The organism is Hymenobacter frigidus (assembly GCF_014640435.1).
GTDB classification, from domain to species: Bacteria; Bacteroidota; Bacteroidia; order Cytophagales; family Hymenobacteraceae; genus Hymenobacter; species Hymenobacter frigidus.
Genome location: NZ_BMGY01000012.1, coordinates 34,304 through 46,547 on the forward strand (window position 1 = coordinate 34,304; position 12,244 = coordinate 46,547).

General features: G+C 61.8%; 9 protein-coding genes. 1 reads left to right on the forward strand and 8 read right to left on the reverse strand.

From position 1 onward, the window contains the following. Nucleotides 1-30 precede the first annotated feature (30 nt). Nucleotides 31-384, forward strand: a complete 354-nt coding sequence (locus IEW17_RS08380) for a DoxX family protein (RefSeq protein ID WP_188561592.1) — start codon at nucleotides 31-33, stop codon at nucleotides 382-384. Nucleotides 385-470: 86 nt separating this feature from the next. Here the strand turns inward: IEW17_RS08380 and recJ are convergent, their stop codons facing one another. The 8 genes from recJ to IEW17_RS08420 all read right to left on the reverse strand — a co-directional run bounded on the left by recJ (nucleotide 471) and on the right by IEW17_RS08420 (nucleotide 12,130). Further along, nucleotides 471-2,210, reverse strand: a complete 1,740-nt coding sequence (recJ, locus tag IEW17_RS08385; protein WP_188561593.1) for a single-stranded-DNA-specific exonuclease RecJ — start codon at nucleotides 2,208-2,210, stop codon at nucleotides 471-473. A gap of 393 nt (nucleotides 2,211-2,603) precedes the next feature. Beyond that, nucleotides 2,604-4,430, reverse strand: coding sequence for a tetratricopeptide repeat protein (locus IEW17_RS08390; protein WP_188561594.1), 1,827 nt, complete (start codon nucleotides 4,428-4,430; stop codon nucleotides 2,604-2,606). A 183-nt stretch (nucleotides 4,431-4,613) separates the two neighbouring features. Next, complete coding sequence (locus tag IEW17_RS08395) at nucleotides 4,614-6,737, reverse strand: peptidylprolyl isomerase (protein WP_188561595.1); 2,124 nt, start codon at nucleotides 6,735-6,737, stop codon at nucleotides 4,614-4,616. Nucleotides 6,738-6,923: 186 nt separating this feature from the next. After that, nucleotides 6,924-7,187: a hypothetical protein gene (locus IEW17_RS08400; protein ID WP_188561596.1), complete on the reverse strand. Its 264-nt coding sequence runs from the start codon at nucleotides 7,185-7,187 to the stop codon at nucleotides 6,924-6,926. 70 nt (nucleotides 7,188-7,257) lie between these two features. Next, nucleotides 7,258-7,824 (reverse strand): LPS export ABC transporter periplasmic protein LptC, encoded by a 567-nt coding sequence (gene lptC / locus IEW17_RS08405; protein WP_229748882.1) that lies wholly within the window; start codon nucleotides 7,822-7,824, stop codon nucleotides 7,258-7,260. A 25-nt stretch (nucleotides 7,825-7,849) separates the two neighbouring features. Next, on the reverse strand, nucleotides 7,850-9,196 hold the full coding sequence (bamG, locus tag IEW17_RS08410) for a BamG family beta-barrel-assembly machinery protein (RefSeq protein WP_188561597.1): 1,347 nt from the start codon (nucleotides 9,194-9,196) through the stop codon (nucleotides 7,850-7,852). Beyond that, entirely contained in the window at nucleotides 9,183-9,923 is a 741-nt protein-coding gene (locus tag IEW17_RS08415; protein WP_188561598.1) for a type III pantothenate kinase, read from the reverse strand. The genes bamG and IEW17_RS08415 overlap by 14 nt, the downstream gene beginning before the upstream one ends. 155 nt (nucleotides 9,924-10,078) lie before the next feature. Further along, complete coding sequence (locus tag IEW17_RS08420) at nucleotides 10,079-12,130, reverse strand: pseudouridine synthase (RefSeq protein ID WP_229748883.1); 2,052 nt, start codon at nucleotides 12,128-12,130, stop codon at nucleotides 10,079-10,081. Between the last annotated feature and the right edge of the window lie 114 nt (nucleotides 12,131-12,244).

Here is a 12,244-nt window from a genome sequence, read left to right on the forward strand (position 1 = left end):
CAACCCACTGCCCCGTTTATTCCCCATATTATGACCCTACTCAGCCGCTACGCGCTGGCCTTGCTGTTCGTGCTGGCTGGTATCTGGCACTTTGTGCACCCGGCTACCTACCTGGCCATCATGCCACCATGGTTGCCGCAGCCGCTGGCACTGATATACGTGAGCGGCATTTTTGAAATTCTGGGCGGGCTGGGCCTGTTGCCGGCTCGCACCCGGCGCATTGCTGGCTGGGGCCTACTGGCGCTACTGGTCGCGGTGTTTCCGGCTAATTTATACATGGCCCTCATTCATGAGCAGTTAGGCATTCCAGGCTGGATAGCCTGGGGCCGGCTACCCCTGCAACTTCCGCTGATGTGGTGGGTGTGGAAAGCAATGAAGGGCTGATTTTTAAGGGTTGTTTTTTAGTAGAAAAGAACAAAGCAATTCTCATCTTCACCAAAAAAATAAACCCTTAAAAATCAACCCTTCACTTATTCCCAGCGCACGTCCAACAGGCGCAGCTGCACGCTGCGCTGACCGCGGTACTCGTTCAGCTCTACGGTGTAGCAGGCGCTGAAGGGCTGGCCCTGCTCAATCTCGGGCAGGTAGTCGGCCAGGCCGAAGCCGATGGCGTCCACGGCCGGGCCCTGGGCATCGGCGGAGGCGAGGCGTAGCTTGAGGTGGCCCGTGCCCACCACGCGGGCGCTGTGGGGCACGGCCACCAGCCGGCGCGAAGCAAATACCGGGTTAGGGTTGCCGGGGCCGAAGGGCTCCATGCGGCGCAGCTCACCGAAAAAGTCCTCATTGATGCGGGACAGGGGCAACACAGCCGCCACTTCCACGGGCCGCACCAGGTGCTCGGTAGTTAAGGTATCGGCCACCACTTCCTCAAAAAGGCGCTGGAAGGCGGGCACGTTTTCCACCTTCAGGGTGAGGCCGGCGGCGGCGCGGTGGCCCCCAAACTGGTCGAGCAGCGCAGAACAGGCCTCCAGCGCCCCGTGCACGTCGAACCCGGCCACGGAGCGGGCCGAACCGGTGGCCTTGCCGTCGCGCTGCGTGAGGATGACGGTGGGCCGGTAGTATTGGTCGAGGCAGCGCGAGGCCACGATACCGAGCACGCCCTGGTGCCAGTCGGCCTTGTAGAGCACGGTGGCGCGGGCATTTTGCAAAGTAGGGCTGCCGGCAATCATGTCGAGCGCCTCCTGGGTGGTGTGCTGGTCGGAGCCGCGGCGCTGCTGGTTCATCTGGTCCACCACCTCGGCGGTGTAGCGGGCCTCCTGCTGGTCGGGGGCCAGGAGCATGGCCACGGCACGGCGGGCATCGCCCATGCGGCCAGCCGCATTGATGCGCGGCGCAAAGCCAAATATCAGGCTGCTGATACCCAGAGCGCCTTCGCGCAGAGTAGCCAGCTCGCGCAGGGCGGCCAGGCCGGGGCGCAGCAACTCGGCGTCTTCGTTGAAGCGGCGCAGGCCATAGGAAGCCAGAATGCGGTTTTCGCCGGTGATGGGCACGATATCGGCGGCAATGCTGACGGTCACCAAATCGAGCAAATCGTGGAGCGGAGCCGCGTCCAGGCCGAGGTGTTCGCCCAGAGCCTGCATCAGCTTGAAGCCCACGCCGCAGCCCGATAGCTCTTTGTAGGGGTACTCACAATCGGCCCGCTTGGGGTCGAGCACGGCCACGGCGGCCGGTAGCTCGTCGCCGGGCAGGTGGTGGTCGCAGATAATAAAGTCGACGCCCCGGCTGCTGGCATACGCTATTTGCTCCACGGCTTTGATGCCGCAGTCGAGCGCGATGATGAGCGAGAAGCTATTATCGGCCGCGAAGTCAATGGCTTTCTGTGAAATGCCGTAGCCTTCGGTGTAGCGGTCGGGGATGTAGTCGCGCAGCCGCTCGGCCCCAAACAGCGGGGTGAGGTAGCTCATCACCGTGGCTACCGACGTGATGCCGTCCACGTCGTAGTCGCCCAGTACCATCACCTTTTCACCGGCTTCCAGGGCGTGGGCGAGGCGGGCCACGGCGCGGGCCATGTCGCGCATCAGCAGCGGAGCGGGCAGCTGGCGCAGGTCGGGGTGGAAGAAGGCGGCGGCGGCTTCGGGCGTGGCAATACCGCGCTGCACCAGCAGGGCCGCTATTTCGGGGGCAATGAAGAGGGCTTGGGCCAGACTATCGACCCGGGCAGAGTCGGGTTCGGGGATATAATTCCAGCGCTTACTAGCGGATATGGGCATCTGATACGTCGTAGAAATGACGTCAAAAGTACGACCAAACCCCGCCCCACCCCGGCCGGCTTACCTTTAGAGCCAGCTCCCCTGCCCTTCCCCGCCATGAATAAATTCCAGGAATTTTATCGTAAATACCGCCAGTACATTGGCACTGATGCACTCATGTACGGCGTGTTCATCGTGGTACTGGCCCTAATGTTTGTGTTCTTCGGGTAGCTGTGCGGGATAACACGCCGCTTTGTCATCCTGAGCGTAGCGAAGGACCTTACCATGCCCGCGCTGTACCAAGTCAACCAGCCCGATGCGAGAATACTGCGTTTACGTCACGATTAATCCTGCTCGCGCCGTCTTGTACATAGGCGTGATAAGGTCCTTCGCGCCGCTCAGGATGACAGGCGGCTACTGCACCCCGTCGCCGCGCAGCTTGCGAAAACGCTTGCGGGCCTCGGCCACGTAGATGCTGCCGGGGTATTTCACGATTACCTGGTTGTAAAGCTCCTGCGCTTTTAGCTTGTCTTTCACGTCTTCTTCCTGAATTCGGGCCAGCAGAAACAGCGCGTCGTCGCTCAGCACGTCGGCCTTGGGGTCGTTGGTGATGCGCTCGAGCGTGGCAGCGGCTCCGGCAAAATTGCCGGTGCGGCGCTGCAGCTGCGCCTTGAGATAGTACGTGTCATCAGCCAGCGGGTGGCCGGGAAATTTCTCCAGCAGCCCATCCAGGCCCGTGATGGCCTCCGTGAGCTTATTCTGGAACACCAGCTGCTCCACGGCGGCGTAGGCCTTCAGGCCGAGGCCCAGGGTGTCCTCCACCGTGTTGTCCTGGATGAGCAGCGAAAGCTGCATGGCGTCGTTGGCAATTTCGCGGGTGGTGGCTTCCTTCAGGATATCGAGGTGGCTTTGGGCCAGCTTAAAGTCGCCGGCGTAATAGCTCAGGCGGGCATTGCGCAGCTTGGCTTCGTAGCCCAGAGGCGAGTCTTTGTGCGATTTCTCAACCTGCGAATAAAGCAGCGTAGCCTCCCAAGGCTCAGCTTTCAGCAAGTACAAGTCGCCCAGGGTCACCTTGGCTTCGTCCACCACTTCCTCGTTGGCACGGGGCATGTCGATTACTTCCTGCAGCAGGGTCATGGCCTTGGCGCGGTCATTGAGCTGGAAAGCGTGCAGGTTGGCCAAGTTGCGCAGCACCGGGGCGGTGTCGGGCGTGCGACCCAGCTCGGCCAGCAGCTGGCCGTATTCGGTCACCAGGGCCCGCACTTTGGTCAGGTCCACGGGGTAAGTTTCGCGCACCTGGGCTTCGCGGGCCTGCAGCAGGCGTTGGCGGGCGGCGTTGCCGTAAGGGCCGTTGCGGTACTCTTTGGCCACGTAGGCAAAGCCGTCGATGGCACTTTCGTAGTCTTTGTTGAATTGCGCAATCGCGGCCAGCTCCATCACCCGGCGGCCTTCGCCCCGGCCGCGGCGGTCCAGCGCCCGGGCCTGTATCAGAGCCCCGGCAAAGTCACGGCGCTGCACCTGCAGCCACAGCAACAGCTCGCTAAATGCGGCCTGCTCGGGGTGCTGCTGCGTGGCGATGAGCACTTGCTTTTCCAGCGCATCGAAATCCTTTTCTTCGCGCAACGCATTTTGCAGCATGTTGCGCACGTAGGGCAGCTGCTGCTCATCCTGGGCCACGAGGCGCAGGGTTTCGGCTAATACCTGGAGCTGGTTCTGAGTTTGAGTATACAGCTGAATGAGCTGCGGGGCGTACTCGGTGTCGTTTTTGGCCAGGGCCCGGCCACGTAGGTAGGTGCGCTCGGCCCACGGCAGCAGCTCGCGCCGGCTGAATTCGGCGGCTACCGGCAGCACCTGGGCGGACGTGAGCAGGCTCAATACTTTCTGCCACTGCTTCTCGGCGGCGGGCAGGTCGCCGGCTTCCGCGTACACGCCCCCCAGCGCCACCCCAATGGTAGCTTCCTCCGGACGCAGCTTGGCGGCCCGCTTGGCTACTTTCTCGGCCTCCTTGTAGCGTTTCAGGGCCTGCAATGAGGCGATATAGACCGAAAAAACCGCTGTGCTGGCCTGCTCGGCGGCCGGCAGCCGCTCAAACAGAAACACCACTTTTTCGTGCTCGCCGCGGCGGGCGTAGTCCTGCGCCAGCGTGGTCGAGTTTACGGGAGCCCATTTGCCCGGCTGCTGGGCGAGCGCCGGAGTAGCCAGCAAAAGCGCGGCGGCGACAAACAGAGAATGCGGACGCATAAACAATACTTAATAGTCAATAACCAAGATTCCGCCCAGGGCATCAACGCCGGGATTCAGACGGTTCGTTCAACGCAACGCCCCGGTCGGCCGCTGCTTTTGTATACCCAATCCAACAGACCCCAAAATAGAAAAAGGGCCGCCCCCGAAGGTACGGCCCTTTTCAAGCTGCCTGCTGGCGGCTTAGAAGAACTTCGTGCGGTTGTCTTTCACGTTGGCGTGGGCCTTGATGGCTTCGTAAATTTTGCCATCCTGCTGCTGGGCACGTTGCTGGGCCAGCTGCTGGCGAACGGCCTTCAGGTCGGCGGCGGCGGGAGCAGGGGTAGTGCTCACAGGCTCCACCACCAGCACGCCCTGCTCACCCTGGATGGCGGCCGACTTCTGGCCGGGCTTCAGCGCGAAGGCTCTGCCGACGGCTACGGGCTCGAAGCCCACGTTCGGAATGCTGCCCTGGCCCAGCACCACGCCTTCGGCTGTGGCTACCTGAGCGGTGGGGCCGTATTTGGCGGCCATTTCTTCCAGCGTGCCGGTTTTGGGCAGCTTGGCCATAATCTGCTTGGCCTTCTCCTCGTTGCGCACCAGCGCCGACAGCTCGGGGCGGAGGTTGGCCACGGTGGCCGTGCCTTTGGCGCGCTCGTCGGTGAGGGCGGCAATCACGTACTGGTCGCCCATTTCGTACACCTCCGAAACGTCGCCTACTTTGGTATCGGTACCGGTTTGGCTGAAGCCAAAGGCCCAACGCACCAGCTCGCGGGCGTTCTGCAGGTTGTTCACGGTGCGGGCACTGCGGTCCAGGTTTTTGGCCTCCTGCTTCACCAGCGTCTTGTCTTTGGTCGTCAGCTTGCGGAAGCTCTCCAGGTCGGTGGCTTCGCCTTTCAGCTCCTGCGCCTTGGCGTAAGCCACTTCACGGGTCGCATCGCTGGGGGTAATGGTCTTTTTCACTTCCGCCACCTGATAGGTTTGCTTGGTGGGCACGGCCGTTACCTTGATAACATGGTAGCCGAACGAGGTTTCTACCAAATTAGGCAGCAAGCCCGTGGCCGTAGCGCCGAAAATGGCTTTCTCAAACTCGGGTACCATGCGGCCCTGGCCAAACCAACCAAGGTCGCCGCCCTGGTCCTTGGTGCCATCGGTGCCAAACTGGCGGGCCATCGCGCCGAAATCAGCCCCGGCTTTGATTTTGTTCAGGATGTCCTGCGCCTTGGCTTTCGCCACGGCTTTGGCTTCGGGCGTGGTGCCTTCGGCCTTGATGAGAATGTGGCTGGCGCGGGCCGCCGCCTGCTTGCCAACACCGGTACTCGTCACTTTATACAGCGAGTAGGTGCCGTTTTCAGCGTAAGGGCCGTAGATTTTGCCAGCGGCCAGGGGCAGCTGATTGCGGAGCTGCTCGGGCAGGTCGGCGGGGCTGCGCAGGGCTTTGTTATAAGGCTGCTCCGAGTTAGCCGACACGAACAGCGAATCGACCGGGGCCGAGGCAAACGTGGTAGCCAGCTCCGCCATCGACGTTTTCACGGTGCTGCTGTCCTCTTTCGAGGCCACCACCGGAATGCTGATGTACTCCACCGAGCGGCCGTCTTCCACCTTGTACTTGCCCTGGTTTTTGTCGAGGTAAGCCTGCAGCTGGGCATCGGTCACTTTCACGGCCGAGTCGGAGATGCTGCTGTAAGGCACAAACAAGTATTTCACCGTCTCCTTGGTATTCTGAAACGAGTCGAAGCGCTTGGCTTCGGCCGAAGTCACGTACACCGAGTTTTTCAGCAGGGCGTTGTACTTATTGGCGAGGCGCTCGGCGGGCAGGTTGGCTTCGAAATTGCGCCAGGCGGCTTGGTTTTCGGGAGGCAGCTTGTCGAGGTTTTTGAGGTACTCGATGAGACGGGCTTTGTCAAACTGGCCGGTTTTCGGGTCGGTGAAAGCCTGCTTGATGCCGGGGCTGACGTTGTCGCCCTGCACCATATCCACCAATTCATCGTCCGATACGGTCAGGCCCAGCTTTTCCCACTCCGGCTGGAAAGCCAAGCGGTAGATGGTCTGGTTCCAGGCCTGGTCGCGGAGGTAGCCGAGGGCCTGCTCGTCGGGCTGGCGCTGCTGCTGGGCCACAAAGGCCTGCTTGGCTTGCTCCAGGGCATTGTTGTAGTCGGCCAATTCCACTTTCTGGCCGGCCACTTCGCCCACCGTCTGGTTGTTGCCCCCAAAAAGCTTGTTGTTGCCGCCCACCAGGTCGCCGCCCACAATAAAGAGCAGCATGCCAACGGCCACGAGGCCGACCGCCACGCCTGATTTTTCCCGAATCGTGTTAATTAAAGCCATTTACTTGTCAAAAGAATCGAAGTCTGTGTTAGTCAAAAGAGGCGCAAAATAACCAGAATTTGACCGGCAATCAAAGTTTTGCCAGATTTTAAGTCGCCAGTTGGCCCGCGGCGGCCGGGACGCGGCCAGCTCTCCTGCGTTTCAATGCGCCGCCGCTCAAAACCAACCAACCGGCGCAATTCCGTTCTAACGACGTTTTTTGGTCGATTTGGCCGGAGTTTTGGCGCGGGCCTGCTCGGCCAGCTTGGCCTTTTGCTCGGCAATTTTGGCCTCCAGCCGCTCCTGCTGGCGCCAGTAGAGCAGCGGCATCCAGCACGTCATCGACACCATGAAAATCCAGTAGTTACGGCTCAGGTCGTTGAACAGAATCGTCTGGTAAATGCCAATAACCAGCGCTGCTACGCCCACGGCGAATAGCACGGTGCGCAACAGGGATTTATCGAATGTCATATTGCGGGATTAAAAATCGTCTAATTATCGTAGTGCTTCGGCAAACGCCGTTTCGCGCCACCGGCCCACCCTACTGCACTGGCGCGGCCTGCGGCGCCGCGAAGATGCCCTCGGGCTTGGTGATGCGGTAGCGCGAGAAGTCCTGGTTGGCCGTCAGGCCATAGCCAGTGAGGTATTCGGTGGGCGTGGTTATTTTCACGAACATCGCCGAATCGGTGTAAATCAGCTGCTTGGTTTTATCGAAGAATAGCTCTTCAGTATTCATGCGCTGCTGCTGCGGCACGTTCATCACCCGTACGTCGCCGCGCATGATGTAGAGGCTTTTGGCCTTGTCCGATTTGCCGTACCTGGCCTCCAGCGTATTGACAACCGTCTTTTTGCCATCTGTCGAGTAAAATGTCACCACCATCCCTTTGGGGTAGATGACGTCGCCATTCTCGAACGTCTGCTCCAGCGGCGCGGTGAGCTGCAGCTTGAGCTTGGCCGAGTCGCTGAACAGTGTTCGCACGTTGGTGGTCTCCATCAGCGGGCCGGTGTAGACGAGCCTGGGGCCGGTGGCCGCTTTTTTATCGCAGCCTCCCAGAGCCAATCCCATCAGGATGGCCCCGCCGCTCCCCCACTGCCTGAGTCCGTTCACTGCCTTGTTGGTTTGTGGTGCAGGCTTACTGCAAGCGCCGCTTGATAAACCAGCGGTTGTTCAGCGTCACCCCGAGCTGGCCCCGAATGTAGGTTTCCTGCACGTTGCTGCTGTTCGTGGCGGCGTTGATAATATCGGAGTTGCCGCGCACACCATACGTGAAGCCGAGGCTGAACGAGGTGGATTCGAGCGGCGTAGCCGTGGGCAGCGGGAAGCCAAAGCCCCAGCTCACCGACCGGTCATACAGCGTTTTGCCACCGGGCTGGTACGGCAGCTGCGCCACGGCTACCCCGGCCCGGTAGCTCACCCGCTGAAAATAGTGCTCCACGGAGCCCGGGTCGGGCGAAATCTCGGCCCCAAGACCAACACGCACCGTGTTGTTGAGCGCCAGGCGCTGCTCACCAAAATTCCGAAACTTCGACCACTGCTGCTGAGCCGCATCAAGGCTGACACTCCAGTTCTTGTCGTTGTCGACGCTGATACCGACTTGTGCCAGCGCAGGCACATAGCTGCTGCCGCGGCCGTCGCTCAGCGTCGAAATGGGGCTGACCAAGGTGCCGTTGTCGGCGTAAGATTGTTCCTGCGTTTCTTCGCGCTGGCCGTTGAGGTTGTGCGCGAAGCTGTATACGCCGCCGAGGTTCAGATTCAACTCTTTGCCCAATTTCTGGCGATAGTGCGCCCCGGTGCGGAAAGCAAAATCTGAGTAGCGGGTATGCAACCGGTCCACGGAGTTAATCAGGCGCGCGGTGCTATTGCCCTCCTGCACGGCCGTACCCGTCGTTTCGTCAATCACGCCAAACACGTAGGAGGCCGTGAAACCCAGCGTAAAATTCTTGGTGATGCGATAGCCCTGCGCCAAATACGCCTCTGAAATCCCGCCCGAGCCTCTGTTCTGCTTCAACGACCGCGCTTGGCCCGGCACCGGCGTTCCCGCCACCTCGTCGATAATGTTTGATTCGTAGTCCACGGTGCTCACCTGCTTCAGCCCCACGCCCGCGCCCCACTTGGGGTTCAGGGGCACCGAAAAGGCGAAGTAGCCGAGCGTCCCGCTGCCGCTACGGTTGGCACCGTTGGCATTCTTCACGGTTTTGTACTGCCCATTGTAGCCGGCCTCAAACGTGGTGCGCGAGGTATAGAACAACAGCGCCGGATTCAACTCATTCACATTGACGGCGTTGGGAGCAGCCAGTCCCACGCCGCCCATGCCCATCTGGCGCACGCCGCCGGTGTTGGCGTTGTATTCGCCCAGCCCAACGCGGGAGTACGGCGAGTTGCCCAGGCCCTGGGCCTGCGCGCCACCAGCCGTCAGCACTGCCATGCCCGCCAGTACCAAGGCCGTACGCAGGCGCTCCATCTCTTTATTTGTCAACATGATAAACTAAAATCCGATTAAGGCCGAGCAGCACCAGCTCGGGAACAACAAAGATACGAGCCGGGAGCCGGGTCGCCAGAAACGCGGCATCGCCCCCGCTGAGCAGCACGCCCAACTCCGGGTAAGCCTGCTGATACTGAGCAATAAGACCCGTAATTTCCGCTACGGCCCCGTTCACTACGCCGCTCAGCAGGCTTCCCGTAGTGGAGTCGCCCACGAGCGGAATCGTTGCATCGGCGGGCGGCAACTCCAGCAACGGCAGCCGCCCCGTAAACGTGTGCAACGCCCGCAGCCGCATGGCCAGCCCCGGCGCGATACTCCCGCCGTGGTAGGTACCATCGGCCGTGATGAGGTCAAATTTCAGTGCCGTGCCGGCGTCTACTATCAGCGTGGCGCGGCCGGGCCGCAGACTGGCAGCGCCCACCGCCGCCGCCAGCCGGTCGGCCCCCAGGGTTTGCGGGGTACCGTAGGCATTGCGCAGCGGAATAGCTGTGCCAGCGGGTTTGAAAACCAGAATTTCACCCGGCACCATCTCCCGCAATTCATCGGCCTGCAACGCCGCATCCTCGGCCACGGAGGCGATGATGACGTGTTCCGGCCGCCAGCGCCGCACCAAGCTTCGCACTTCGTAAGCCGTCAGGCCGGCCGCCGTCTCGCGCAGCAGCGACCCATCGAAACAGCCGGCTTTCACGGCCGTGTTACCGATGTCGAGGGCGAGGGTACGCATTAGGCGGGTTACAGTTGAATAAAAAAGAACGTCATGCTGAGCGAAGCCGAAGCATCTCGCGTGCAGAAGTGAACCCAATTATCAGGATTACTACCACACGCGAGATGCTTCGGCTTTGCTCAGCATGACGTTCTGTTGGGTGTCACCAGAAATGCTTACAGGAAGTATTTCATCCGAATAACCTCCTGCTCACTCAGGAAGCGCCACTTGCCACGGGGCAGGTCCTTCTTGGTGAGGCCCGCGTACTGCACGCGGTCCAGGGCCACTACCTCGTAGCCGAGGTGCTCGAAAATGCGACGCACGATGCGGTTGCGGCCAATGTGAATTTCGATGCCCACAAAGTGCGCGTTACCGGCCACTACGGCCACGTCATCCACGATGGCTTTGCCGTCCTCCAGCTCCAGGCCGTCCGAAATCTTGCGCAGGTCTTCGTCGGACAGCGGCTGGCTCAGCTCAACCTGGTAGATTTTCTTGTTCTTGTGCGAGGGGTGCGAGAGCTTCTGGGCTACTTCGCCATCATTCGTGAATAGCAGCAGGCCCGTGGTGTTGCGGTCGAGCCGGCCCACCGGGAAAATCCGCTCCTTCGAGGCGCTGGCCACCAGGTCCATCACCGTGCGGCGGCCTTCGGGGTCCTCCGTCGTCGTGATAAAGTCCTTGGGCTTGTTCAGCAGCACGTACACCGACTTCTCGCGGCTGAGGTTGGTCTTGCCGTACTGCACGGTGTCCTCGGGCTGCACTTTGTAGCCCATTTCCGTCACCACTTCACCGTTCACCTTGATTTCGCCGGCGGCAATCAGCGTATCGGCTTCACGGCGCGAGCAAATGCCCGCGTTGGCGATGTAGCGGTTCAGGCGCAGCTCGTCGGTACTGGAGTCCTCTTCTTCCTCACGGCGGCGCTTGTTACCCCGGGTTTTGTCCTGCTCGTAGTGCTTCAGGTTTTTGTAGTCGGGAGCCTCGCCGGGACGCTCGCCGAAGCGGGGCTTGTCGGCGCGGTTCTCCTGCACGGCCGGGCGGGCGGGCCGGGGCTTGTCTACGGCGCTACCGTAGCCGGTGCCCGAGCGGCGTACGCTGCGCTCCTGCGCTTTCAGGGCCTCCCGGCGCTCAGCAAAGCTGCCGGGTGCGGGCGACCAGCGCTCGGTGCTGCGTTTCTCGTAGCCACCGGGACGCTCGCCGGTGCTGCGGCCGGGGGCCGAAGCCCCGTCACGACTACCAAAAGCGCCGGGCGTGAACTTGCGGCCAAACGCGGCCTGGTCGGCGCGGAAATCAGCGTTGCTGGCGTTGTCGCGCTCAATATTAGAATCACGGCGCTCGCTGCGCTCCTCGCGTTGCTGCGGCGGGTTAGCATCAAACGGACGGGCCGAACGGATGGGTCGGTTCGGGCCACGCTCTTCGCTACGGGTTTCGCCGCGCTCAAAATTCTCGGGCTCGCGGGGCGTGCTGCGGCCGAAGCTGCCGCCGCTACGAGGCGCGCTGCTGTCGCTGTCCTCGTTGGGGTTGCTCTTCAAAAATTTGCGGTTGCGCTCACCAGGCTGGCCACGGGGCACGGCCTTTTCGCCATCGCGGCGGTAGGGCTGGCCGCCCCAGTTCTCCTTGGGCTGGTACGGGCGGATGGGACGGGCCTCGGTGGCAGGGCCACGCTGCTCGCTGCGGTCGCTGCGGTCGCTGCGGTCGCTGCGGTCGCGGTCGCCACCAAAGCTGCCGCGCTCGGGGCGCGCCTCGGCGGTGCGGCCGTAGCTGGTGCCGGTGCGCTGCTCCTTACCGAAGCCGCCCGGGCGGGGGGCACGGTCGTCGCGGCGCTCGAAGGGCCGGTCGCTGCCAAAGCTCTTGCTGCCGCCACCAAAGCTTTTGTTGCCAAAGCTGCTGCCGCCTTCGCGCTGACCGCCGCCGTAGCTACTGCCATAGGGACGCTTCTCGCCATCGCCAAATTTTTTGCCGCCACCGCCAAACGCGCCGTTGGTAGCCGGACGGCCAAATGCGCCACCCGTAGCCGGACGACCAAATGCGCCGTTGGTAGCGGACCGGCTTTTGCCGAAGCCGCCCCGGTCATTACCACCCCGCTCACGGTCGTTGCCACCCCGGTCGTTCCGGTCGTTGCTGCGCTCGCCGCCACGGCCAGCGGCAGCTCCGCCGCCAAAGCCCCCAGGGCCACCTGCACTGCGGCCGCCGCGACGGTCCGCTTTATCTTCTGAAAAGTGTTTCTTGCCCATGGGGAGAAAAATTGCGTGCCGTATCGCTACGGTACAGGTTAAAAAAAGAATCGGTATTAGGTAGTCGGTGGTCAGAAAGATTGAACGCCGTCAACCCCAATAAAATTCTGACTA

Bases quoted from the DNA above. Each gene is read 5' to 3' on its own strand.
- IEW17_RS08380 (WP_188561592.1), top strand. From the start codon at position 31: ATGACCCTACTCAGCCGCTACGCGCTGGCCTTGCTGTTCGTGCTGGCT.
- recJ (WP_188561593.1), bottom strand. From the start codon at position 2,210: ATGCCCATATCCGCTAGTAAGCGCTGGAATTATATCCCCGAACCCGAC.
- IEW17_RS08390 (WP_188561594.1), bottom strand. From the start codon at position 4,430: ATGCGTCCGCATTCTCTGTTTGTCGCCGCCGCGCTTTTGCTGGCTACT.
- IEW17_RS08395 (WP_188561595.1), bottom strand. From the start codon at position 6,737: ATGGCTTTAATTAACACGATTCGGGAAAAATCAGGCGTGGCGGTCGGC.
- IEW17_RS08400 (WP_188561596.1), bottom strand. From the start codon at position 7,187: ATGACATTCGATAAATCCCTGTTGCGCACCGTGCTATTCGCCGTGGGC.
- bamG (WP_188561597.1), bottom strand. From the start codon at position 9,196: ATGTTGACAAATAAAGAGATGGAGCGCCTGCGTACGGCCTTGGTACTG.
- IEW17_RS08415 (WP_188561598.1), bottom strand. From the start codon at position 9,923: ATGCGTACCCTCGCCCTCGACATCGGTAACACGGCCGTGAAAGCCGGC.
- IEW17_RS08420 (WP_229748883.1), bottom strand. From the start codon at position 12,130: ATGGGCAAGAAACACTTTTCAGAAGATAAAGCGGACCGTCGCGGCGGC.